Source organism: Moritella sp. 28 (genome assembly GCF_018219435.1).
Taxonomy (GTDB): Bacteria; Pseudomonadota; Gammaproteobacteria; order Enterobacterales; family Moritellaceae; genus Moritella.
Window position 1 is genome coordinate 107332 of the sequence record NZ_CP056121.1, and the last position, 26444, is coordinate 133775.

Below are 26444 nucleotides of genomic sequence, written 5' to 3' on the forward strand. Positions count from 1 at the left end.
ACTCAAATCGTTGTTTACTAGGTTTTTTCCTTTATCTACCTCATCACAGGAGTTGTGCAGTATGGACCGTTATGCCGTATTTGGTAATCCAATAAACCACAGTAAATCACCTATGATCCACAGCTTATTTGCTCAGCAAACTGGACAAGATCTAAGGTATCAAGCTATTGAAGCCCCTATTAATGGTTTTGTCATGGCGATGAATGATTTTTTTTCTCAGGGAGGAAAGGGTTGTAATATCACCGTCCCTTTTAAAGAAGAGGCATTTTCATTTGCTCAGGAATTAACACCACGAGCGCAACTTGCTGGTGCAGTGAACACCTTGGTACTTACTGACGATGGTCGGGTAATTGGTGATAATACGGATGGATTTGGTCTGGTACACGATTTATTGCAATATACGATACTAGCTAATAAGCGGGTTTTATTATTGGGTGCCGGTGGTGCTGCGCGTGGCGTAATTGGTCCATTATTAGAACAAGGCATACAAGAACTGGTTATTGCTAATCGCACAGATATCAAAGCGCAACAGTTAGCAACATTATTTAATGATAAGGGCGATATTAGAGCATGTAGTTATACTGCATTAAGTGGTCGCTTTGATCTTATTATTAACTCGACTTCGGCAAGTTTGTCGGGTTTAGTTCCTGCAATTTCGCCAGCTTTAGTTGATAAAAAAACTATTTGTTATGACATGATGTATAAAGTGGAGGCTACGGCATTCAATTTATGGGCGATGGAACAAGGCGCTGAACTTGCTATTGATGGGCTAGGAATGTTGGTTGGACAAGCGGCTGAAAGCTTTAAAGTTTGGCGAGGCATCACCCCATCTATGTCGCCAGTACTTGAAGTCTTAAGAAAAACGATTAAATAAAATTAATTCTGTTACCCTCTAGGTTAAGTTAGAGGGTATAAGTAGTACTTTATAAATTTGGGCTGTTTTTCGAATCTGATTACTGGCTATCTTCTATATACTCATTTTTTAGCAGTACGTAGTTATCAGCGGATAGTTTCAAGAACGCGATCTCATCATCCGTTAATTTTCTTGCCTGTTTCGCTGGACTGCCGATATAAAGATAACCACTTGCTAATGTTTTTCTTGGTGGAACTAAAGTTCCTGCACCAATCATGACGTCATCTTCAATTATAGCGCCATCAAGGACTATAGCACCCATTCCGATTAATACACGATCACCAATGGTGCAAGCGTGTAATAGTGCTTTATGACCGACGGTAACATCTTCACCAATAAGCAGTGGGATACCATCTGGGTTTACTAGACTTTTCCGAGTAACATGTAATATGCAACCATCTTGTACATTGGTACGGGCGCCAATAGATATTTTGTTTACGTCACCGCGTGCTGCAACAAGTGGCCATATGCTTGCGTGTTCACCAATCTTTATATCTCCGATTAAGACTGCTGACTTATCTATATACACAGAGCCTGCTAATTGTGGTGATATTCCTTGGTACTCTCGAAGTGAAGTGCTCATTGTTGTCCCTATATAGTCATTTATAGTTATTAATGTTAGTCAAATACTCAAATAGCATAGTAAACAACCAAGCTAGATAGCGCTATATTATTTTTAGAAATCACTTGCCTGTAAACGTTAAATCCCTATAATAGCGCCTCACTGACACGGCAACAGTCGTTCAGTAAGGTGTTTATAAATTAACTTTGATTACTTTTTAAACGTCCTGAATAAAGCATAAATATGTGCTTGACTTCAAATCTGGTTTGCGTAGAATACGCAGCCTGACTACGACGCAAGGCGTCAAGGTCAATGCTCTTTAACAATTTATTCAAGCAATCTGTGTGAGCACTTGCAGAGATATAATGACCAAAAATTATATCAATGTAATTGTGAACATTAAATTAAATCGAAAGATTTGGTTTTATAAACAACAAACCTCGGTTTGTTGTTGAAGTACAGAATTCATTGAGCCGACTTAATCAACATCGTTGATTAGTCAAAAACTTTTAATTGAAGAGTTTGATCATGGCTCAGATTGAACGCTGGCGGTAGGCTTAACACATGCAAGTCGAGCGGAAACGAAGAATAGCTTGCTATTCTGGCGTCGAGCGGCGGACGGGTGAGTAATGCTTGGGAATCTGCCTAGTCGAGGGGGACAACAGTTGGAAACGACTGCTAATACCGCATACGACCTACGGGTGAAAGGGGGCCTCTTCTTGAAAGCTCTCGCGACTAGATGAGCCCAAGTGGGATTAGCTTGTTGGTGAGGTAAGAGCTCACCAAGGCGACGATCCCTAGCTGGTCTGAGAGGATGATCAGCCACACTGGAACTGAGACACGGTCCAGACTCCTACGGGAGGCAGCAGTGGGGAATATTGCACAATGGGGGAAACCCTGATGCAGCCATACCGCGTGTATGAAGAAGGCCTTAGGGTTGTAAAGTACTTTCAGCGAGGAGGAAAGGCAGTAGATTAATACTCTACTGCTGTGACGTTACTCGCAGAAGAAGCACCGGCTAACTCCGTGCCAGCAGCCGCGGTAATACGGAGGGTGCAAGCGTTAATCGGAATTACTGGGCGTAAAGCGCATGCAGGCGGTTTGTTAAGCGAGATGTGAAAGCCCCGGGCTCAACCTGGGAACTGCATTTCGAACTGGCAAACTAGAGTTCTTGAGAGGGTGGTAGAATTTCAGGTGTAGCGGTGAAATGCGTAGAGATCTGAAGGAATACCAGTGGCGAAGGCGGCCACCTGGCAAGTAACTGACGCTCAGATGCGAAAGCGTGGGTAGCAAACGGGATTAGATACCCCGGTAGTCCACGCCGTAAACGATGTCTACTCGGAGTTTGGTTCCTTGAGAACTGGGCTCTTAAGCTAACGCATTAAGTAGACCGCCTGGGGAGTACGGCCGCAAGGTTAAAACTCAAATGAATTGACGGGGGCCCGCACAAGCGGTGGAGCATGTGGTTTAATTCGATGCAACGCGAAGAACCTTACCTACTCTTGACATCCATAGAACTTTTCAGAGATGAATTGGTGCCTTCGGGAACTATGAGACAGGTGCTGCATGGCTGTCGTCAGCTCGTGTTGTGAAATGTTGGGTTAAGTCCCGCAACGAGCGCAACCCTTATCCTTATTTGCCAGCACGTAATGGTGGGAACTCTAAGGAGACTGCCGGTGATAAACCGGAGGAAGGTGGGGACGACGTCAAGTCATCATGGCCCTTACGAGTAGGGCTACACACGTGCTACAATGGCGCATACAAAGGGCTGCAAACCAGCAATGGTAAGCGAATCCCATAAAGTGCGTCGTAGTCCGGATTGGGGTCTGCAACTCGACCCCATGAAGTCGGAATCGCTAGTAATCGTGAATCAGAATGTCACGGTGAATACGTTCCCGGGCCTTGTACACACCGCCCGTCACACCATGGGAGTGGGCTGCACCAGAAGTCATTAGCTTAACCTTCGGGAGGGCGATGACCACGGTGTGGTTCATGACTGGGGTGAAGTCGTAACAAGGTAGCCCTAGGGGAACCTGGGGCTGGATCACCTCCTTACGTAAAGTTGTTAATTTTTGTAAGTGCCCACACAAATTGCTTGAATAGAAAGTTGAATAGTATGTCTTACTAATAGTAAGACGCTAGTAAGCAAAGATAAGCAATCGCTTGTTTATCTTTGCTTTTTAGCAAATTGCTCTTTAAAAATTTGGAAAGCTGAATAAATAAAGAAGTTCTTAAAACACGTTATTACTTCGGTAATAACAATATAGTGTTCTTGAGTATTCTTGAGGCGAAAAAAACTAGATAATACCTAGTTATTTCAATTGTACGGTCGACTTTAGATTGTATGGTTAAGTGACTAAGCGTATACGGTGGATGCCTAGGCAGTCAGAGGCGATGAAGGACGTGTTAATCTGCGTTAAGCTGTGGGGAGTTGATAAAAAGCGTTAATCCACAGATTTCCGAATGGGGGAACCCACTCTACTTTGTAGAGTATCGTAACGTGAATACATAGCGTTACGAAGCGAACCGGGAGAACTGAAACATCTAAGTACCCCGAGGAAAAGAAATCAATAGAGATACCCTTAGTAGCGGCGAGCGAACGGGGTCTAGCCCTTAAGCAGTTTGGAAGTTAGTGGAAGATTCTGGAAAGTTTCACGATACAGGGTGATAGTCCCGTACATGAAAACGACCTTACTGTGAAATCGAGTAGGACGGCACACGTGATATGCTGTTTGAATATGGGAGGACCATCTTCCAAGGCTAAATACTACTGACTGACCGATAGTGAACCAGTACCGTGAGGGAAAGGCGAAAAGAACCCCTGTGAGGGGAGTGAAATAGAACCTGAAACCGTATACGTACAAGCAGTGGGAGCAGACTTGTTCTGTGACTGCGTACCTTTTGTATAATGGGTCAACGACTTAATTTCAGTAGCAAGGTTAAGCGAATAGCGGAGCCGTAGGGAAACCGAGTGTTAACTGCGCGAATAGTTGCTGGGATTAGACCCGAAACCCGGTGATCTAGCCATGGGCAGGTTGAAGGTTGAGTAACATCAACTGGAGGACCGAACCGACTAATGTTGAAAAATTAGCGGATGACTTGTGGCTGGGGGTGAAAGGCCAATCAAACCGGGAGATAGCTGGTTCTCCTCGAAAGCTATTTAGGTAGCGCCTCGCGTCTAACTATTGGGGGTAGAGCACTGTTAAGGCTAGGGGGTCATCCCGACTTACCAACCCTTTGCAAACTCCGAATACCAATAAGTTCAATCGCGGGAGACACACGGCGGGTGCTAACGTCCGTCGTGGAAAGGGAAACAACCCAGACCGTCAGCTAAGGTCCCAAAGTGTATGTTAAGTGGGAAACGATGTGGAAAGGCTCAGACAGCCAGGAAGTTGGCTTAGAAGCAGCCATCTTTTAAAGAAAGCGTAATAGCTCACTGGTCGAGTCGGTCTGCGCGGAAGATTTAACGGGGCTAAACATACCACCGAAGCTACGGATGCAAGACTTGTTCTTGCATGGTAGAGGAGCGTTCTGTAAGCCGTCGAAGGTGAGTTGAGAAGCTTGCTGGAGGTATCAGAAGTGCGAATGTTGACATGAGTAACGATAATGGGGGTGAAAAACCTCCACGCCGAAAGACCAAGGGTTCCTGTCCAACGTTAATCGGGGCAGGGTGAGTCGACCCCTAAGGCGAGGCCGAAAGGCGTAGTCGATGGGAAACAGGTTAATATTCCTGTACTCACTTATATTGCGATGGGGTGACGGAGAAGGTTAGGCTAGCATGGCGATGGTTGTCCATGTTTAAGGTTGTAGGCTGTGTGCTTAGGTAAATCCGGGCGCACATTAGGCTGAGAGCTGATGACGAGTCTCTACGGAGATGAAGTAGTTGATACCCGGCTTCCAGGAAAAACCTCTAAGCTTCAGATATAAGAGAATCGTACCCCAAACCGACACAGGTGGTTAGGTAGAGAATACTAAGGCGCTTGAGAGAACTCGGGTGAAGGAACTAGGCAAAATGGTACCGTAACTTCGGGAGAAGGTACGCCGATGATGGTGAAGGACTTGCTCCGTAAGCTATTGTCGGTCGCAGAGAAATGGTGGCTGCAACTGTTTATTAAAAACACAGCACTGTGCAAAATCGAAAGATGACGTATACGGTGTGACGCCTGCCCGGTGCCGGAAGGTTAATTGATTGGGTTAGACTTAGGTCGAAGCTCATGATCGAAGCCCCGGTAAACGGCGGCCGTAACTATAACGGTCCTAAGGTAGCGAAATTCCTTGTCGGGTAAGTTCCGACCTGCACGAATGGCGTAATGATGGCCACGCTGTCTCCACCCGAGACTCAGTGAAATTGAAATCGCTGTTAAGATGCAGTGTACCCGCGGCTAGACGGAAAGACCCCGTGAACCTTTACTATAGCTTGGCACTGAACATTGAACCTACATGTGTAGGATAGGTGGGAGACGTTGAAGCATTGTCGCTAGATGATGTGGAGTCAACCTTGAAATACCACCCTTGTACGTTTGATGTTCTAACGTAGGCCCCTTATCGGGGTTGCGGACAGTGTCTGGTGGGTAGTTTGACTGGGGCGGTCTCCTCCCAAAGAGTAACGGAGGAGCACGAAGGTTGGCTAAACATGGTTGGACATCATGTGGTTAGTGCAAAGGCATAAGCCAGCTTAACTGCGAGACAGACACGTCGAGCAGGTACGAAAGTAGGTCTTAGTGATCCGGTGGTTCTGAATGGAAGGGCCATCGCTCAACGGATAAAAGGTACTCCGGGGATAACAGGCTGATACCGCCCAAGAGTTCATATCGACGGCGGTGTTTGGCACCTCGATGTCGGCTCATCACATCCTGGGGCTGAAGTTGGTCCCAAGGGTATGGCTGTTCGCCATTTAAAGTGGTACGCGAGCTGGGTTTAGAACGTCGTGAGACAGTTCGGTCCCTATCTGCCGTGGGCGTTTGAGAATTGAGAGGAGCTGCTCCTAGTACGAGAGGACCGGAGTGGACGAACCACTGGTGTTCGGGTTGTTATGCCAATAGCATTGCCCGGTAGCTAAGTTCGGAACTGATAACCGCTGAAAGCATCTAAGCGGGAAGCAGGCCTCGAGATGAGTTCTCACTGGGACTTTAAGTCCCCTGAAGGGCCGTTGGAGACTACAACGTTGATAGGCAAGGTGTGTAAGTGCTGTGAGGCATTGAGCTAACTTGTACTAATTACCCGTGAGGCTTAACCATACAAATTAAAGTATGATTAATTGAAATATCGACTTAAGAATTGATTGAACACTACTATTTATCGAAAGATAGGTTTTAAAGACTTCTTTATTTATAGCTTTTCAGATTTTAAAGATACAACTTGAAAGCAAACCAAATTTGCTTGGTGACCATAGTGTTGCGGTACCACCTGATCCCATTCCGAACTCAGTAGTGAAACGTAATAACGCCGATGGTAGTGTGGGGCTTCCCCATGTGAGAGTAGGGCATCGCCAAGCGCCAAATTAAATTGTTGTAACGATAGTTACAGCAATTTTCAGATAACACTCCTTGAGTGATATTTGAAAATTGCCGTGTTTAACACGCCAATGCTCTTTAACAATTTATTCAAGCAATCTGTGTGAGCACTTGCAGAGATATAATGACCAAAAATTATATCAATGTAATTGTGAACATTAAATTAAATCGAAAGATTTGGTTTTATAAACAACAAACCTCGGTTTGTTGTTGAAGTACAGAATTCATTGAGCCGACTTAATCAACATCGTTGATTAGTCAAAAAACTTTTAATTGAAGAGTTTGATCATGGCTCAGATTGAACGCTGGCGGTAGGCTTAACACATGCAAGTCGAGCGGAAACGAAGAATAGCTTGCTATTCTGGCGTCGAGCGGCGGACGGGTGAGTAATGCTTGGGAATCTGCCTAGTCGAGGGGGACAACAGTTGGAAACGACTGCTAATACCGCATACGACCTACGGGTGAAAGGGGGCCTCTTCTTGAAAGCTCTCGCGACTAGATGAGCCCAAGTGGGATTAGCTTGTTGGTGAGGTAAGAGCTCACCAAGGCGACGATCCCTAGCTGGTCTGAGAGGATGATCAGCCACACTGGAACTGAGACACGGTCCAGACTCCTACGGGAGGCAGCAGTGGGGAATATTGCACAATGGGGGAAACCCTGATGCAGCCATACCGCGTGTATGAAGAAGGCCTTAGGGTTGTAAAGTACTTTCAGCGAGGAGGAAAGGCAGTAGATTAATACTCTACTGCTGTGACGTTACTCGCAGAAGAAGCACCGGCTAACTCCGTGCCAGCAGCCGCGGTAATACGGAGGGTGCAAGCGTTAATCGGAATTACTGGGCGTAAAGCGCATGCAGGCGGTTTGTTAAGCGAGATGTGAAAGCCCCGGGCTCAACCTGGGAACTGCATTTCGAACTGGCAAACTAGAGTTCTTGAGAGGGTGGTAGAATTTCAGGTGTAGCGGTGAAATGCGTAGAGATCTGAAGGAATACCAGTGGCGAAGGCGGCCACCTGGCAAGTAACTGACGCTCAGATGCGAAAGCGTGGGTAGCAAACGGGATTAGATACCCCGGTAGTCCACGCCGTAAACGATGTCTACTCGGAGTTTGGTTCCTTGAGAACTGGGCTCTTAAGCTAACGCATTAAGTAGACCGCCTGGGGAGTACGGCCGCAAGGTTAAAACTCAAATGAATTGACGGGGGCCCGCACAAGCGGTGGAGCATGTGGTTTAATTCGATGCAACGCGAAGAACCTTACCTACTCTTGACATCCATAGAACTTTTCAGAGATGAATTGGTGCCTTCGGGAACTATGAGACAGGTGCTGCATGGCTGTCGTCAGCTCGTGTTGTGAAATGTTGGGTTAAGTCCCGCAACGAGCGCAACCCTTATCCTTATTTGCCAGCACGTAATGGTGGGAACTCTAAGGAGACTGCCGGTGATAAACCGGAGGAAGGTGGGGACGACGTCAAGTCATCATGGCCCTTACGAGTAGGGCTACACACGTGCTACAATGGCGCATACAAAGGGCTGCAAACCAGCAATGGTAAGCGAATCCCATAAAGTGCGTCGTAGTCCGGATTGGGGTCTGCAACTCGACCCCATGAAGTCGGAATCGCTAGTAATCGTGAATCAGAATGTCACGGTGAATACGTTCCCGGGCCTTGTACACACCGCCCGTCACACCATGGGAGTGGGCTGCACCAGAAGTCATTAGCTTAACCTTCGGGAGGGCGATGACCACGGTGTGGTTCATGACTGGGGTGAAGTCGTAACAAGGTAGCCCTAGGGGAACCTGGGGCTGGATCACCTCCTTACGTAAAGTTGTTAGTTTTTGTAAGTGCCCACACAAATTGCTTGAATAGAAAGTTGAATAGTATGTCTTACTAATAGTAAGACGCTAGTAAGCAAAGATAAGCAATCGCTTGTTTATCTTTGCTTTTTAGCAAATTGCTCTTTAAAAATTTGGAAAGCTGAATAAATAAAGAAGTTCTTAAAACACGTTATTGCTTCGGCAATAACAATATAGTGTTCTTGAGTATTCTTGAGGCGAAAAAAACTAGATAATACCTAGTTATTTCAATTGTACGGTCGACTTTAGATTGTATGGTTAAGTGACTAAGCGTATACGGTGGATGCCTAGGCAGTCAGAGGCGATGAAGGACGTGTTAATCTGCGTTAAGCTGTGGGGAGTTGATAAAAAGCGTTAATCCACAGATTTCCGAATGGGGGAACCCACTCTACTTTGTAGAGTATCGTAACGTGAATACATAGCGTTACGAAGCGAACCGGGAGAACTGAAACATCTAAGTACCCCGAGGAAAAGAAATCAATAGAGATACCCTTAGTAGCGGCGAGCGAACGGGGTCTAGCCCTTAAGCAGTTTGGAAGTTAGTGGAAGATTCTGGAAAGTTTCACGATACAGGGTGATAGTCCCGTACATGAAAACGACCTTACTGTGAAATCGAGTAGGACGGCACACGTGATATGCTGTTTGAATATGGGAGGACCATCTTCCAAGGCTAAATACTACTGACTGACCGATAGTGAACCAGTACCGTGAGGGAAAGGCGAAAAGAACCCCTGTGAGGGGAGTGAAATAGAACCTGAAACCGTATACGTACAAGCAGTGGGAGCAGACTTGTTCTGTGACTGCGTACCTTTTGTATAATGGGTCAACGACTTAATTTCAGTAGCAAGGTTAAGCGAATAGCGGAGCCGTAGGGAAACCGAGTGTTAACTGCGCGAATAGTTGCTGGGATTAGACCCGAAACCCGGTGATCTAGCCATGGGCAGGTTGAAGGTTGAGTAACATCAACTGGAGGACCGAACCGACTAATGTTGAAAAATTAGCGGATGACTTGTGGCTGGGGGTGAAAGGCCAATCAAACCGGGAGATAGCTGGTTCTCCTCGAAAGCTATTTAGGTAGCGCCTCGCGTCTAACTATTGGGGGTAGAGCACTGTTAAGGCTAGGGGGTCATCCCGACTTACCAACCCTTTGCAAACTCCGAATACCAATAAGTTCAATCGCGGGAGACACACGGCGGGTGCTAACGTCCGTCGTGGAAAGGGAAACAACCCAGACCGTCAGCTAAGGTCCCAAAGTGTATGTTAAGTGGGAAACGATGTGGAAAGGCTCAGACAGCCAGGAAGTTGGCTTAGAAGCAGCCATCTTTTAAAGAAAGCGTAATAGCTCACTGGTCGAGTCGGTCTGCGCGGAAGATTTAACGGGGCTAAACATACCACCGAAGCTACGGATGCAAGACTTGTTCTTGCATGGTAGAGGAGCGTTCTGTAAGCCGTCGAAGGTGAGTTGAGAAGCTTGCTGGAGGTATCAGAAGTGCGAATGTTGACATGAGTAACGATAATGGGGGTGAAAAACCTCCACGCCGAAAGACCAAGGGTTCCTGTCCAACGTTAATCGGGGCAGGGTGAGTCGACCCCTAAGGCGAGGCCGAAAGGCGTAGTCGATGGGAAACAGGTTAATATTCCTGTACTCACTTATATTGCGATGGGGTGACGGAGAAGGTTAGGCTAGCATGGCGATGGTTGTCCATGTTTAAGGTTGTAGGCTGTGTGCTTAGGTAAATCCGGGCGCACATTAGGCTGAGAGCTGATGACGAGTCTCTACGGAGATGAAGTAGTTGATACCCGGCTTCCAGGAAAAACCTCTAAGCTTCAGATATAAGAGAATCGTACCCCAAACCGACACAGGTGGTTAGGTAGAGAATACTAAGGCGCTTGAGAGAACTCGGGTGAAGGAACTAGGCAAAATGGTACCGTAACTTCGGGAGAAGGTACGCCGATGATGGTGAAGGACTTGCTCCGTAAGCTATTGTCGGTCGCAGAGAAATGGTGGCTGCAACTGTTTATTAAAAACACAGCACTGTGCAAAATCGAAAGATGACGTATACGGTGTGACGCCTGCCCGGTGCCGGAAGGTTAATTGATTGGGTTAGACTTAGGTCGAAGCTCATGATCGAAGCCCCGGTAAACGGCGGCCGTAACTATAACGGTCCTAAGGTAGCGAAATTCCTTGTCGGGTAAGTTCCGACCTGCACGAATGGCGTAATGATGGCCACGCTGTCTCCACCCGAGACTCAGTGAAATTGAAATCGCTGTTAAGATGCAGTGTACCCGCGGCTAGACGGAAAGACCCCGTGAACCTTTACTATAGCTTGGCACTGAACATTGAACCTACATGTGTAGGATAGGTGGGAGACGTTGAAGCATTGTCGCTAGATGATGTGGAGTCAACCTTGAAATACCACCCTTGTACGTTTGATGTTCTAACGTAGGCCCCTTATCGGGGTTGCGGACAGTGTCTGGTGGGTAGTTTGACTGGGGCGGTCTCCTCCCAAAGAGTAACGGAGGAGCACGAAGGTTGGCTAAACATGGTTGGACATCATGTGGTTAGTGCAAAGGCATAAGCCAGCTTAACTGCGAGACAGACACGTCGAGCAGGTACGAAAGTAGGTCTTAGTGATCCGGTGGTTCTGAATGGAAGGGCCATCGCTCAACGGATAAAAGGTACTCCGGGGATAACAGGCTGATACCGCCCAAGAGTTCATATCGACGGCGGTGTTTGGCACCTCGATGTCGGCTCATCACATCCTGGGGCTGAAGTTGGTCCCAAGGGTATGGCTGTTCGCCATTTAAAGTGGTACGCGAGCTGGGTTTAGAACGTCGTGAGACAGTTCGGTCCCTATCTGCCGTGGGCGTTTGAGAATTGAGAGGAGCTGCTCCTAGTACGAGAGGACCGGAGTGGACGAACCACTGGTGTTCGGGTTGTTATGCCAATAGCATTGCCCGGTAGCTAAGTTCGGAACTGATAACCGCTGAAAGCATCTAAGCGGGAAGCAGGCCTCGAGATGAGTTCTCACTGGGACTTTAAGTCCCCTGAAGGGCCGTTGGAGACTACAACGTTGATAGGCAAGGTGTGTAAGTGCTGTGAGGCATTGAGCTAACTTGTACTAATTACCCGTGAGGCTTAACCATACAAATTAAAGTATGATTAATTGAAATATCGACTTAAGAATTGATTGAACACTACTATTTATCGAAAGATAGGTTTTAAAGACTTCTTTATTTATAGCTTTTCAGATTTTAAAGATACAACTTGAAAGCAAACCAAATTTGCTTGGTGACCATAGTGTTGCGGTACCACCTGATCCCATTCCGAACTCAGTAGTGAAACGTAATAACGCCGATGGTAGTGTGGGGCTTCCCCATGTGAGAGTAGGGCATCGCCAAGCGCCAAATTAGAGAGAGCCGATATCAGTAATGATATCGGCTTTTTTGTGCCTGAGATTTAAGTTAGCGACTGATAAAAACCAGCCTACGGCCGGTTTTGTGTATATTACTATACGTAAATCGAAACGTTATTATTGTTCATCTCGAACACTTTCATAAGCCCAAATGAGCCAAGGTAATAGTAACTCGAGATCATGTGATTCTACTGTAGCTCCACACCAAATACGCAGTCCTGACGGGGCATCTTTATATGAGTTAATATCATAAGCAACTTGTTGCTGAGCTAATAGTTTACTGAACGCTTTTAATTGAATATCGCTTAGTGCTAAACGTAAGCATACGCTGGTATTTGATCTATATTCAGCTCGCACTGAAAGAAAATCTATCCATTTATGTTGGGCAACAAAGTTACTTATAATCGCTAAATTATTTTCAGAACGGTTAATTGCAGCGTCAACGCCACCGATCTTGTCTATCCAGTTCAATGCATCTAAATAATCCGCTACGCATAGCATTGACGGAGTGTTAATAGTGGCTCCAGTAAAAATCGCTTCAATCAATTTGCCATTTTTAGTTAAACGAAAGATCTTAGGTAATGGCCAAGGTGGGGTATAAGATTCTAAACGTTTAACTGCTGCAGGGCTAAGTACGATCATGCCGTGAGCACCTTCACCACCTAATACCTTCTGCCAACTGAATGTGGTTACATCGAGTTTATCCCATGCTATCGGCATGGCAAATACAGCTGAGGTGGCGTCACAAATTGTTAAACCTGTACGTTGGTCACTGATCCAGTCTGCATTTGGCACTTTAACGCCAGATGTAGTGCCATTCCAAGTAAACACAATGTCATGCTCTGGATTCGTCGTGTCTAAATCAGGGAGTTGGCCATAATCAGCGGTGATTGCATTCACATTGCTAAGTTGAAGTTCATTTTTAATATCATTGAACCAGCCTTTACCAAACGATTCCCAGTAGCAAACATCAACCGTTCTTGCCCCGAGTAATGACCACAGCATCATCTCCATTGCACCAGTATCAGAAGCTGGAACTATAGCGATGTGATAGTCCCCCGGAATTTTTAAGAGCTCTTTGGTTTTCTCAATGGCTTTTTGTAGCGCTGCTTTACCGATATTAGAACGGTGTGAACGACCGAGAGTACTTATATCCAGTTGTGTTAATTCATAGCCAGGACGCTTACTGCAAGGGCCTGAAGAAAAGTTTGGGTTCAGGGGTTTGTTAGTTGGGATCATTCGTTATTCCTTTACTAAAATGCTATCCATATGAATCGATTATAGCAATCCAGTTGTCATCTATGAAGTATTTAAACTCGCGATATTTTATAGCGTGTTTTATTGCTGCTAACGTTTGCTATTCATGACAAATAAACGTATTTTCAACACAGTTTAAATATATAGGAATTGAAGATTATGGCTAAAGGCTTAGACAAACATCAACATAGAAAAGATGCATTAAATGCATTCGGTAAAAACTTAGCACGACGTGCGCGTTCGCATTGTGAAACATGTGATGCATCAGGTGTGAAACTAAATATTTTTGAAGTTGCGCCGATACCGACAACCCCCGAGTATGATGATTGTATTTTAATTTGTGATACTTGTAGTGAACAGCTTAACAACCCTAAACGTATTGATGCTGACCATTGGCGTTGTCTAAATAAATCAATGTGGTCTGAAGTTGCTATCGTACAAGTGACTGCGATCCGTATGTTACGTTTGTTAGCTGAAAAGCATGAATGGGCGGCAGATCTTGATGAAATGGCATACTTAGAGCCTGAGGTCGAAGAGCGCATTAACCAGCAATAATTAATCTATCTATCTACTGACTGAAGTCGTTTGGGTATCTGGATAATTAATGCTATTCTGCGGCTCCATTTTTGTATTCTAGTTAAATTATAGAGGTCTTCGATGAGCCAAAGTTGTGATGTGATAGTAATTGGTGCAGGTGCTGCAGGATTGATGTGTGCGGCAAGTGCTGGTTACCGAGGTCGCTCTGTATTGGTTCTCGATAATGCCAAGAAAGCGGGTCGTAAAGTCTTAATTAGTGGCGGTGGTCGTTGTAACTTTACCAACAATGCTCTTTCTACCGATGCATTTATTTGTGCTAATCCGCATTTCGTCAAGTCTGCATTAAGTCGTTATACTGCGTGGAACTTTATTGATATGGTCGAGCGCCATGGTGTTGCTTATCATGAACGTGAACATGGACAGTTATTCTGTGACGACTCAGCAAAAGATATTGTTGATATGTTGCATACCGAATGTGATTGGGCTGGCGTGAAGATCCAATTACGCACTGAAATACTATCGATTGATAAAACAGATGACGGTCGTTTTCATCTGCAAACCAGTCAAGGACCTCTAAATTGTGAGTCCTTGGTTGTGGCGACCGGAGGGTTATCTATGCCTAAACTTGGGGCTACACCTTATGGTTATAAAATTGCAGAGCAGTTTGGTTTAAAAGTAAATGCAACTAAAGCGGGTCTTGTTCCATTTACGCTACAACAACATGATAAAGATAAATATGCCGATCTTTCTGGTGTTAGTTTACCAGCGCGTATTACAACAGAATCAGGTGTTAACTTTAAAGAAGCTTTGTTGTTTACTCATCGTGGGCTGTCTGGACCGTCAGTTTTGCAAGCATCATCTTACTGGAATCCAGGCGAAGCCATTAGCATTAACTTATTACCAGATACTGAAATAACCGACACCTTAGCGAAAATGACGGAGTCGAGCCCTAACCAAGCGTTAAAAACAGCATTAGCGCGTGTCTTACCGAAACGTCTTGTTGAGATATTCTATGCTGATGGGTTATTGCCTGAATGCACACTTAAGCAGTTACAGCATAAAGAGCTTGATGATATTTCAACACTCTTGCATAACTGGCAAGTAAAGCCGAATGGGACTGAGGGTTATCGTACTGCAGAAGTGACCTTAGGTGGTGTTGATACTAATGAACTTTCTTCGAAAACTATGGAAGCAAAAAAAATGGCTGGTTTATACTTTATTGGTGAAGTAATGGACGTAAGTGGTTGGTTAGGCGGATATAACTTTCAGTGGGCTTGGTCTTCAGGCTGGAGCTGTGGTCAGTTTGTGTAATTGCTTAAAAAATTTGATAATGTGATAGCGCTCATCACATTATCAAATGTCAGTTCTTTTGATTTGATTCATTATAGTGAGTAATACTAAGCGAACTTTAGGATCACTTTACCGTCACTTTTATTATTCGCATAATGATCAAGTGCGCTTGAGAACGTATCAAAGTTAAAGGTGCCATAGATATCGGTCTGAAAAGTCCCTTCTGCGAATAGTTTTTGAACTTTTTTACTTAGCGCATAAATATGCCATGGTTTTGATTTCGCAAAATAATTAGCCAGCCAGAAACCCTCTATTTTTATATTTTTAAAAATAACATCGGATACACCAAATTGACCGCCAATTGGATCATGATTTTCGGTTAACCGACCGTAAACTATGGCTGTTGAGCGTTTCGGCATTGCGTGAAGTATTTGCGGCGTATCCAGTGCGGCAACTGCGTCTAATAGCACAGTCGGTTTTACGCGTTGGCAAGCTTCGGTTAACTGTTGCTTGTAATCGTCGGCAGTTGTTAGCAATACGCAATCTGCTCCTAGTTTTTCTAATACATCGACATTGGAGGCACTACGGACTGTTGCTATAGTTTTTAGGTTCTTCATTTTTGCATAACGAATAGCTCCTTTGCCGACTTGGCTGGCTGCAGCATTAATGATTACTGCTTTAGCTCCGAGTTCGATAGCGCGATCGATCATACAAATAGATGTTAATGGATTGACGATAATTGTAGATGCTTGCTCATCACTAATGTCTTTTCTTATTGGTAGGCAGTAATTGGCACTCGTAATGGCATATTCAGCCCATACACCATCTAGACCTGGCACTGCAGACAGTGATACCCGCTTACCTTCAAGCCATTTACCGTATAATCCAGCATTGGCTTTTACGACAACGCCACAACCTTCAAACCCCACAAATGCAGAATCAACGGGCGCGATGCCATATCGACCTAATAAGTATACAAGATCGGATGGATTGACTGGCGCGGCTAACATTTTGATTAGTACCTGTCCTGATTTTAGTTTCGGAAGTGGCTTTTCTTTTAACTCGATCCGTTGAGATGATGATGCTTGGCGATCATCAATTAATTTTAATGCAAAACCTTTATTGGTAGTGGGGTAAGTAAAATCTGACACATTAAACCTATATAAGTAAAAGAATATAATAGGTAATGTATATCATAGCATTTAGAAATTATAAGTTAACTTTCAAGTTCTTATAAAATTTAGTCATCTATTCTAATTAATTTGTAAATATAAGTTTGTTATATCGTGTCGAGGTTTATTTTATATCGAGGCCTTAAATTATTCGTTGCTAATCAGTTACCGAGAGTTCCTTTCAGGGCAACTAATTCTAATTTATTATGCAGTTGGCTGTTATCAACTATAATATATTTTTTTCAATATAATGGGCTACGCCGTCTTCTGCTGAATGACCTATCATTTCAAAGTCGGGTAGTGCAGCTTTAAGCATGACTGAAGCATTCCCCATGATTAACCCTTTATCGACGGCTTGTAACATCTCCACATCATTCATGCCATCGCCAAACGCAATTGTTTCTGCCATGGTGAAGCCTTTTATTTTAAGCACTTCAGTCAGTGCTTCGGCCTTATTGACCTTGATGTCCATTACTTCTAGGCATTCAGGTAGCGAGAACGAAACGTTGAGTTGTGCACTGTATTGCGCGTTAATTTGCGCTGCTAGTTGCACAAGATCGTCATGGGGTCCGCAGAAAAAGAATTTGGCGATACCTGTTTTTTCTAATGTCGAGAGATCGACTACCTGGTAGCAAAATGTAGAATCTTGACTAAAGCTGAGGATCTCTGGGTTAGGCTTATTCACAAACCATTCGTTATCACGGTAAATATTAGCTTGAATAGTTTCAGGCAACTCAATTTCGACAATTTTTTGTGCTATATCTGCTGGCACATTTTTACTGTAAATCAGTTCACCTTTACTGTTATGCACTCTCGCTCCATTGGAGGTGATGAGATATGCTTCTGCATCAATGGTTTTTCTGATCGCTTCGACGTCGATATTGTGACGGCCTGTGGCAATGATAAATTTTTTCCCTTGCTTCAGTAGTTTGTGAATGGTGATTTTGGTTTGCTCTGAAACTATATGTGCAGGTGTCAGTAGCGTACCATCTAAATCAGAAACGATAACTTTATACATCTTAACCTCAATATTGACTTTATTTAAAAGAGTTCTATCGTGATTACTGTCCCTAGTAATTGATTTAATGTTTGGCAAAATAATTTAACGCGACTGTGAGCGCCGGGATCCTAAAAATATCCGTTTCTAAGAATAACTCGTGTGCAGCACCAGGGATCAAAACTGGTTCCGCAGGTTGGTGTTGATTGTTTTCATGGCTTAATGCGCGACAGAATTGCTGTTGTGCTTCAGCAAGTACCACTTCATCGCCGCCAGCTTGTAAGACCAATGTTGGTGTTTTAATGTTCCCCGCGTATTGGATCGCGCGACGACAGGCTTTGATACTTTGCTGTAGCCAGTTAATCGTTGGTCCACCTAATTGCGTTTGTGGGTAAAATCCATAACTACGACGGAAAATATCAAATCGTAATGGACTGTGCGTCAGTTGATTATTTTCAAAAGGTGAATGGGCAAAGTCGCCTTTACCTGGCGCATAAAAAGATTCGGTATGAATAATTTTATTCACGATATGCATCGCTCGGCTATAAACATTGGCTATTGGACGGGGTATTTGACCAAAATTGATCCCAAACATCGGTGATGCTAGCACTGCCGCATTAAAGTCATGGTGATAGCTTTGTAAGTATAAACTACCAATTGCGCCACCCATGGAATGGCATAATAAATATTTTTTACTGTGTAGGGTAGGGCTAATGACTTTATCGATAAATAATTTTAAATCGGTGACGTAATCACGAAAATGTTCAACATGGCCTTTATGCAGATTTTTCAGTAATCGATCTGACATGCCTTGACCACGATGGTCTACGCAATATACCGAGTAGCCTTGTTTGCAAAAGTCATAAATGAGCTCGCGAAACTTTTGATAAGATTCAGAACGTCCGCCTAAGAGCACAATTGCAGGACCGGTTTCATTGATTACAGCTGATGCATAACGTAGCGTTATGTTATCAACGCCTTGCAGTGAATGCTCTGTGATAGTCTCATCCCAAAACTGTGAAATTTCATTATGATATTTATCTTCAAGTTGTGATTCAGTGGTTAAATTATACGGATTATCAAATTCGACACATGGGTATTTACTGGACATGGTTACAGGAGCTTCTTATTAGTTTTATCTGTGAACGTCTGTTACTAGACTACCATAATTTAATTAACAAAATAGTGACTTAAATTGCGCTGAATATGTTTATCGTTAATTAAGGCCAAACTAGGTTGGTAATTAGTGAAAGCTAAACTAATCTTATTTAATTGAGAATCGGTGAATTTTGACATCATATTTCGACAATTCAGAGGACTGCTAATGAAACGTTCTAGGCTTAAGAAGAAACTTAATTCACTTCGACGGATTCGTTGTCATTGGTGTCAGCTTACAGGAAAGCTTAAACCGATAGAGGCTAGTCAAAGTGCATTGCTACATAGACGTTAGTTTTTGTGAATTTTTAAGGTAAAAAGGCGCTTATGATAAGCGCCTTTTTGCTTTAGTCTGCTCAACTATAGCCTATTGCTAGGCGTAAATTAAAGAATATAACGACTTAAATCTTCATCTTCTACGAGTTCGTTTAGGTATTTACCTACGTAATCACCATCGACTACCAGTTTTTCGCCATTTTTATCTGATGCGTCGAATGAAATTTCTTCCATTAAACGTTCCATTACTGTGTGTAAACGACGAGCACCGATGTTTTCGGTTTTTTCGTTGACGTTCCATGCTGCGTTAGCGATACCATCAATACCTTCTGGCGTGAAATTAACGTCCACACCTTCCGTTTTTAGCATTGCAGTGTATTGTTCTGTTAATGATGCGTTTGGCTCAGTCAGAATACGGACAAAATCTTCTGCTTTAAGCGCATCTAACTCAACACGGATTGGTAGGCGCCCTTGTAACTCAGGGATCAGATCTGACGGTTTGGCTACTTGGAAAGCACCTGATGCGATGAATAAGATGTGATCTGTTTTCACCATGCCGTGTTTGGTTGTGACTGTTGAACCTTCGATAAGCGGTAATAAATCACGTTGTACACCTTCGCGTGAGACACCCCCGTCATTTGAATCGCTGCGTTTACAGATTTTATCGATTTCATCAAGGAATACGATACCGTTATTCTCTACAGCAAAAATTGCTTTTTCTTTTAATTCTTCAGGGTTGACGAGTTTTGCTGCTTCGTCTTCAACAAGTTGTTTGAACGCTTCTTTTACTTTCATCTTACGTGTTTTAGTCGTTGAACCGCCTGATAAATTTTGGAACATACCTTGTAATTGGTTAGTCATTTCTTCCATGCCTGGAGGCGCCATGATCTCAACACCCACTTGTGGTGCGGCAAGTTCGATATCAATTTCTTTGTCGTCTAATTTACCTTCACGTAGTTTTTTACGGAAGATTTGACGGGTATTATCATTGCTGGCTTTTTCTTCTTCACCCCAGTTATTACGTGGGTTTGGTAGCAATGCATCAAGTACACGGTCTTCAGCATTTTCTTCTGCGAGAACGTTGTACTTCTTCATTTCTTGTTCACGGGTTAATTTTACCGCTACATCTGTTAAGTCTTTAATTATTTGATCAACTTCTTTACCTACATAACCGATTTCAGTAAATTTAGTTGCTTCAACTTTAATAAATGGTGCGTTTGCTAGTTTTGCTAAACGACGTGCGATTTCTGTTTTACCGACACCCGTTGGACCGATCATCAAAATATTTTTTGGTGATACTTCTTGGCGAAGTTCTTGATCTAGCTGCATGCGGCGCCAGCGATTACGCAGTGCAATTGCAACCGCGCGTTTTGCATTTTGCTGACCGATAATATGGCAGTCTAATTCAGAAACGATTTCTCTTGGAGTCATTGACGACATAATAAGCTTCCTTTAATTCGGTAAAATTTAGTAATCGATAGTTTCAACTGTTTGGAAACCGTTGGTGAATACACAGATATTACCTGCAATAGTCAGGGATTTTTTAGCGATCTCTTCAGCGTCCAATTCAGTATTTTCTAATAATGCCATTGCTGATGCTTGTGCGAAGTTGCCACCTGAACCGATAGCAATAAGATCATTTTCTGGTTGAACTACATCGCCATTACCGGTAATGATGAATGAACTGTTTTTATCCGCTACAGCCAGTAGGGCTTCTAGATTACGTAACATTTTGTCGGTGCGCCAGTCTTTAGCAAGCTCTACAGCGGCACGCTCTAGGTGACCTTGGTGAGCTTGTAATTTTGCTTCAAAGCGTTCGATAAGGGTAAATGCGTCAGCTGTACCACCGGCAAAACCAGCGACAACTTGGCCATTGTACAAGCGACGTACTTTTCTTGCGTTACCTTTCATTACCGTGTTGCCAAGAGAAACTTGTCCGTCTCCGGCCATTACGACTTTGCCTTCACGGCGTACAGATACAATAGTAGTCACGATAAACTCCACTCTAATTAATTTGAGCGCAGCTGAGTTGGGATTAGCCACGCTTCATTGTGATAGGTAAAAAAAACGCCTCATATGATATGAAGCGATTTCATTACGATATACAAACTAAGGTGGGTATCCCTATTTAGTTTTTCAAGGCTTCCACTGCCAAATTTCGCAAGTTGTGACTCCTGCGCGTTTAATTTGGTGGCGTTCTTTTTCTGCAGTTCGTTTACGTTCGTAAGGACCTAAAACAACACGATACCAATTACCGGTGTGACGAACACTGGCGGTATAACCTTGAAAGGCTATCGTTGCTTTCATTGCTTCAGCTTGTGATTGCTGACGGAATGAACCACATTGCATTTGGTAACGAATACCCGTGTCTTGTTGTGGCGGTATTTCAACAATGACTTCTTTTTCTTGCAAGTCTTGCGGATATTGCCACACTTCCTTTGGCTTTTCGGGTAATGGTTTTACCGTTAGCTTTTTAGGTTGTGTTTTTTTCACGGGGTCTGGTGCTGATTTTTCTGCTGTGCCACTTACTTGTGCTAAAAAATAACCAAGGCCAATCGCAAGCAATAAAAATAGCAAGATAGCCAATACCGGACGTTTCTTTTTAGTTGGTGGTGCTTTTTTAGCACCACGCTTCTTTCTTGGCTTTGGGGCGTGCCCCGCGTAATCCTTACGAGCCATAATTTACATGCGTTCCAAAGTTTCAATGCCCAGTAAATCTAAGCCTTGTTTAAGTGTTTTAGCAGTTAACTGCGCCAGTTTTAAGCGGCTTAGTTTAACGTTTTCATCTTCAGTGCTTAAGATTGGGCAAGCTTCATAGAAACTTGAGAATACACCGGCCAATTCAAACAGGTAAGTACACAAGGTGTTTGGTGTCGCACGTTTTGCTACTTGATGAACAATCTCGTTAAACTGAATAAGTTTACCTGCTAGCTCTTGTTCTTTATCTTCGTTTAGTTGTACTTTCGCTGTTGCTAATTTCGCTGCTGTTTCAGCATCGACTTTATTAAAGATACTGCCAACACGCGTATAAGCGTAAAGTAGGTAAGGTGCTGTATTACCTTCAAAGCTTAACATTGAGTCAAAGTTGAAGATGTAGTCACTGCTACGGTTCTTTGATAAATCGGCGTATTTAACCGATGAGATACCAACAACACGAGCGATGTGTTTAAGTTCATCTTCATCAAGATCTGGGTTTTTCGATTTTACCAGTGTATAAGCACGCTCTTCAGCTTCTGTTAACAGATCTACCAGTTTTACTGTGCCACCTGAACGGGTTTTGAATGGGCGACCATCTGCACCGTTCATGGTACCAAAACCAAGGTGTTCTAACGATGTTTCTGGTTTAACGAAACCAGCTTTTTGTACTACTGAGAATACTTGCTGAAAATGCAGCGCTTGACGTTGGTCAACAAAATACATAATACGGTTAGCATTGAGTTTCTGCTGACGGAAACGCATTGCGGCAAGGTCTGTTGTTGCGTAGAGGAAACCGCCACCGTTTTTCTGGATGATAACTGGTAGTGGATCGCCGTCTTTATTCTTAAACTCATCTAAGAATACGCATTTAGCGCCGTTTGATTCTGTGAGTAGACCTTGCGCTTCAAGTTCGTTAACAACGTTGTGTAGGTCGTTGTTATAGAAGCTTTCACCACGCACGTCTTCACGTGTTAGTTTTACGTTTAGGCGTTTGTAGATGTCATGACAGTGTGCAAGTGACACGTTGTTGAACTCTTGCCATAGTTTATTACAATCTTCATCGCCGGATTGTAGCATTACTACCATTTCACGAGCGCGAGTTGCAAAATCTTCAGATTCGTCGAAACGACCTTTTGCTGCGCGATAGAATACTTCTAGGTCAGAAAGTTGCATGCTGATTTCTGCATTTTCAGCGCGTTTTTCTTCCATGTATGCGAGTAGCATACCGAACTGAGTACCCCAATCGCCTACGTGGTTTTGACGGATGACGTTATGACCAAGTAGTTCTAATGTACGTGCTACAGAATCACCAATGATTGATGAACGTAAGTGACCTACGTGCATTTCTTTGGCTAAGTTTGGTGATGATAAATCAACAACGACGTTATCTGGCGTTGTTGTTTTTTGAACTGAAAGGTTATCGTCTTCAAGCGCGATATCAATCTGTTGTGCTAACCAGTTTTGGTTTAAGAAGATGTTGATGAAACCTGGTCCTGCGATTTCAGTTCGGCTTACTAAGTCTGATTCTGGTAGGTTATCAATGATTAATTGTGCTAACTCACGCGGATTCTTCTTCGCAGGTTTTGCCATCATCATTGCTAAATTTGTTGCTAAATCACCATGAGCTTTGTCGCGGGTACGATCTACTGCAATGCGAGGTTGTGCATCTACAGGAATGATTTGTTGTTCTTTTAAGATCGTAACTGTCTGCTCTAGCAGCTGTATAATATGCTCTTTCATGGATTCTCTTAACTAGCAATGATGAGTGAAATAGACCGAACATTTTAGCGTGATTAGGGGCATTTGACTAGCTAATCAATGGATAAATGCCGATATCATTACAACATTTCAGTTGGATCTACGTCTAATGACCAACGGGCTTTACGTGCAGACTTTAATGCTTCTATTTTGGGCATTATTTGACGTAATAGGTGAGTGATGTGCTGACGCTGTGGACTTTGCAGTAATAATTGTAAACGGTACTTACCCGCACGTTTCTCCATTGGGGCTGGCATTGGACCTAAACAAAGCAGTTGTGGATTGTGGTTATGCTCTTGAATAAGTTGTTTTATTTCGACTAAAAAGGCGTTCGCATCACTGAACTGATGGGCTTCAGCACGGAACAAAGCTTGAAAGCTATAAGGCGGTAAATTGGCCATAGAACGGGCGTGTAATGCTGTTTGGGCAAAATGGCTGTAGCCGTTATTGATCAGGTCTTGAATAAGTTCGTGTTCGGGATGATGGGTCTGAATAGCCACTTCCCCTTGTTTGGCTGCACGTCCGGCACGACCAGAGACTTGCACAAACAGTTGCGCGAGTTTTTCAGGGGCGCGAAAATCACTGCTAAACAGGGCGCTATCCACGTCAATGAGCCCTACCAAGGTGACATCTGGAAAATGATGACCTTTGGCGAGCATTTGGGTACCAATTAAAATTCGAAACTCTCGCTTGCGTACGGCTTCTAATGATTTTTCTAAGCTGCCCTTACGGCTGGTACTATCCCGATCAATACGAATAATCGGGTATTGTGGGAAGTGATTATTGAGCATGGTTTCTAACTGCTCAGTACCAAAACCAGCGGTGATTATCTCATTGGAATCACAACTTGGGCAACGACGTGGTTTTGGAAATTGTTCATCGCAATGATGACAGTGCAATATATTACGTGATTGATGATAGGTGTAATAGGTATTACAACGCTGGCATTCTGCCATCGAACCACAGGTATGGCACATGACTGCTGGTGCATAACCACGGCGGTTCAGAAATAGCAGGACTTGATTACCTGCGACTAAATGGGTCGCCATTAATGCGATGAACTCAGCAGAGAGGCCTGAATCTAAGGACTGATTTTTGATGTCGATGAGGTGATGGTTCGGCATCTTGGCATTACCAGCGCGTTGGGTTAGTTGCAAATGACGATATTTACCTGTCATGGCATTGTGCAGCGTTTCTAACGCAGGGGTTGCTGAACCTAATACCACGGCAATGTTATTACGCTGTGCTCTGACGATGGCTAGATCTCGCGCATGGTAACGAAATGTTTCTTGCTGTTTTAGGGACCCATCATGTTCTTCATCAATAATGATCACCCCTAAATCATGCATGGGAGTAAATATTGCAGATCGTGTCCCAATTACGATACCTGCGACACCTGCTTGTGCTTCAAGCCAAGCCTCACGACGTTCTGCGTCATTTAAACCAGAGTGCAACGCGACAATTGGTACGTTGAAACGACGTTTGAAGCGTGAAATAGTTTGTGGCGTGAGACCGATTTCAGGGACTAATACCAGCGCTTGTTTACCGGTCTTTAATACTTTCTCTATGACATTAAGATAGACTTCGGTTTTACCACTACCAGTAACACCATCAAGCAGATAAGTGGCAAAGTGATTAATATCAATCGCCGCAATGGTGATCGCTTGCTCGGTATTGAGGGAGGGGCGATTATCACTAATAACGAGATTCTGGCGCCAGTGTTGAGCATCGTTATCTTGGACCTCTATGTATTCTTGGCTAATTAGCCCTTTGTCTTGCAATGCTTTGATGGTCGTTGATTTGATATTGGCTAACTTTAAGTGTGATTGGGTTAGCCTTGTTTCAGCCAGTAACTTGATGGTTTGTAATTGAGCCGGTGTTAAGCGATTTAATTCTTGAGCTGTTAATTCATGCGCGTTATCGGTTAATTGCCAGAATGTGTAGCTGTTTAATTTTGCAGACTCTAATTTACGTAATAATACCGGTAGGGCTTGTGCGATCACTTCACCAATCGGGTAATGGTAATAATCAGCGCACCAAGTAAAAAATGCTAGCATGTCAGCGGATAAAATGGCGTTGTCATCGAGTACATTAATGATTGGCTTTAGCCTTTCGAGCGGAAATTCACTGTCGTTTTTGGTTACCAGTGCAATACCAACTAATTGCTTATTCATAAAGGGAACGCAGACACGCATGCCAGGCTGAATATGTTCATTCTCAGAATAGGTATAATCAAAAGTTCTGCTTAAATGTATGGGAACGGCGACGGCAACAACTGGCATGAACTTAACTCTCTTTTACGGACTGTATCTGTACTTCAGCAAACAGTTTACGGCTGTTAACTAGGTAATGTCTTGATATTTTCTGTTTAATCTTCTAATTGTGGTTTATTTATGCATCAGCTATTGATATTTAGGGGCAAGATCCTATATTATTCGCAGCCTAAAAATTCTATAACTTTATGTGGTGTCTGGCAGTGTTTCAGATGGCGACATAACTAAATTGAGGTTTCTATGAAACAAGGTATCCACCCAGAATATGCTTCTATGGAAGCAAAATGTTCATGCGGTAACATTTTCGCTGTTGGTTCAACTCGCGGTAAAAACATCACGCTAGACGTATGTTCAAACTGTCACCCATTCTACACTGGTAAGCAACGTAATGTTGATACTGGTGGTCGTGTTGATAAGTTCAACAAGCGTTTTGGCGCTCTTTCTGCAAAATAAGAATTGTATTTATACAATTTTTTGTAGTGAATCAAAAAGGTACCTTAGGGTGCCTTTTTTTATGTCTTAAAAACAGTTTGAAACATTTATAAAACTAATATTTAACCTAAATGCTTTCATTTGGATAAAAATGTTCTTCTAAAATTAGTAAATCATATAAAAATAAACACCTCATACCAGTACAAAGGTAGAATAAACAACTTAAATTACTGTAGAATAATGGTAACAATATTATTAGCTAGTTTAGCTCAGTGTAAAATAAAAGAGACCTGTGTTAAATTAAAGTTAAATATTTGGCGTTACATTCGATTATTATTTTAATTCC

General features: G+C 43.5%; 14 protein-coding genes and 6 rRNA genes. 10 read left to right on the forward strand and 10 right to left on the reverse strand.

The features are described from left to right. Positions 1-61 precede the first annotated feature (61 nt). Positions 62-874 carry a shikimate dehydrogenase gene (aroE, locus tag HWV02_RS00495; RefSeq protein ID WP_211689449.1) on the forward strand — a complete coding sequence of 271 codons (813 nt, stop codon included), beginning with the start codon at positions 62-64 and terminating at the stop codon, positions 872-874. A gap of 79 nt (positions 875-953) precedes the next feature. On the opposite strand, the gene HWV02_RS00500 is transcribed toward aroE, so the two are convergent. After that, positions 954-1496, reverse strand: a complete 543-nt coding sequence (locus HWV02_RS00500; protein ID WP_211678042.1) for a gamma carbonic anhydrase family protein — start codon at positions 1494-1496, stop codon at positions 954-956. 489 nt (positions 1497-1985) lie between these two features. On the opposite strand from HWV02_RS00500, the gene HWV02_RS00505 reads away from it, so the two are divergent. The 6 genes from HWV02_RS00505 to rrf (HWV02_RS00530) all read left to right on the forward strand — a co-directional run bounded on the left by HWV02_RS00505 (position 1986) and on the right by rrf (HWV02_RS00530) (position 12242). After that, positions 1986-3530 (forward strand): 16S ribosomal RNA (locus HWV02_RS00505). Between the two features lie 291 nt (positions 3531-3821). Next, positions 3822-6712 (forward strand): 23S ribosomal RNA (locus tag HWV02_RS00510). 141 nt (positions 6713-6853) lie between these two features. Further along, a 5S ribosomal RNA gene (gene rrf / locus HWV02_RS00515) occupies positions 6854-6969 on the forward strand. A gap of 289 nt (positions 6970-7258) precedes the next feature. Beyond that, positions 7259-8803: ribosomal RNA gene (locus tag HWV02_RS00520) — 16S ribosomal RNA — on the forward strand. Between the two features lie 291 nt (positions 8804-9094). Beyond that, positions 9095-11985: ribosomal RNA gene (locus HWV02_RS00525) — 23S ribosomal RNA — on the forward strand. Between the two features lie 141 nt (positions 11986-12126). After that, positions 12127-12242 (forward strand): 5S ribosomal RNA (rrf, locus tag HWV02_RS00530). Together the 16S, 23S and 5S rRNA genes form the textbook arrangement of a ribosomal RNA operon. Before the next feature lie 129 nt (positions 12243-12371). Here the strand turns inward: rrf (HWV02_RS00530) and HWV02_RS00535 are convergent. Further along, positions 12372-13493 (reverse strand): phosphoserine transaminase, encoded by a 1122-nt coding sequence (locus HWV02_RS00535; protein WP_211678043.1) that lies wholly within the window; start codon positions 13491-13493, stop codon positions 12372-12374. A gap of 177 nt (positions 13494-13670) precedes the next feature. Here HWV02_RS00535 and HWV02_RS00540 point away from each other — a divergent pair, with 177 nt between their 5' ends. Both HWV02_RS00540 and HWV02_RS00545 read left to right on the forward strand, forming a co-directional pair. Beyond that, a complete protein-coding gene (locus HWV02_RS00540; protein WP_211678044.1) occupies positions 13671-14066 on the forward strand; it encodes a phnA protein in 396 nt (131 codons plus the stop codon). A gap of 102 nt (positions 14067-14168) precedes the next feature. Continuing rightward, a complete protein-coding gene (locus tag HWV02_RS00545) occupies positions 14169-15359 on the forward strand; it encodes an NAD(P)/FAD-dependent oxidoreductase (protein ID WP_211678045.1) in 1191 nt (396 codons plus the stop codon). An 86-nt stretch (positions 15360-15445) separates the two neighbouring features. Here the strand turns inward: HWV02_RS00545 and HWV02_RS00550 are convergent, their stop codons facing one another. From HWV02_RS00550 to priA, 8 genes are all read right to left on the reverse strand, one after another. Next, positions 15446-16489: a zinc-binding dehydrogenase gene (locus HWV02_RS00550; protein ID WP_211678056.1), complete on the reverse strand. Its 1044-nt coding sequence runs from the start codon at positions 16487-16489 to the stop codon at positions 15446-15448. A 247-nt stretch (positions 16490-16736) separates the two neighbouring features. After that, on the reverse strand, positions 16737-17528 hold the full coding sequence (locus HWV02_RS00555) for a Cof-type HAD-IIB family hydrolase (protein ID WP_211678057.1): 792 nt from the start codon (positions 17526-17528) through the stop codon (positions 16737-16739). 64 nt (positions 17529-17592) lie between these two features. After that, entirely contained in the window at positions 17593-18618 is a 1026-nt protein-coding gene (locus HWV02_RS00560; protein ID WP_211678058.1) for an alpha/beta fold hydrolase, read from the reverse strand. 428 nt (positions 18619-19046) lie between these two features. Further along, entirely contained in the window at positions 19047-20378 is a 1332-nt protein-coding gene (hslU, locus tag HWV02_RS00565) for an ATP-dependent protease ATPase subunit HslU (RefSeq protein WP_211678059.1), read from the reverse strand. Positions 20379-20405: 27 nt separating this feature from the next. After that, positions 20406-20930: an ATP-dependent protease subunit HslV gene (gene hslV / locus HWV02_RS00570; protein WP_211678060.1), complete on the reverse strand. Its 525-nt coding sequence runs from the start codon at positions 20928-20930 to the stop codon at positions 20406-20408. Between the two features lie 144 nt (positions 20931-21074). Next, complete coding sequence (locus HWV02_RS00575) at positions 21075-21617, reverse strand: SPOR domain-containing protein (RefSeq protein WP_211678061.1); 543 nt, start codon at positions 21615-21617, stop codon at positions 21075-21077. A gap of 3 nt (positions 21618-21620) precedes the next feature. Further along, entirely contained in the window at positions 21621-23375 is a 1755-nt protein-coding gene (gene argS, locus HWV02_RS00580; RefSeq protein ID WP_211678062.1) for an arginine--tRNA ligase, read from the reverse strand. Positions 23376-23473: 98 nt separating this feature from the next. Further along, positions 23474-25675, reverse strand: a complete 2202-nt coding sequence (priA, locus tag HWV02_RS00585) for a primosomal protein N' (protein ID WP_211689451.1) — start codon at positions 25673-25675, stop codon at positions 23474-23476. 231 nt (positions 25676-25906) lie between these two features. On the opposite strand from priA, the gene rpmE reads away from it, so the two are divergent. Beyond that, a complete protein-coding gene (gene rpmE / locus HWV02_RS00590; protein WP_211673631.1) occupies positions 25907-26119 on the forward strand; it encodes a 50S ribosomal protein L31 in 213 nt (70 codons plus the stop codon). Positions 26120-26444 lie beyond the last annotated feature (325 nt).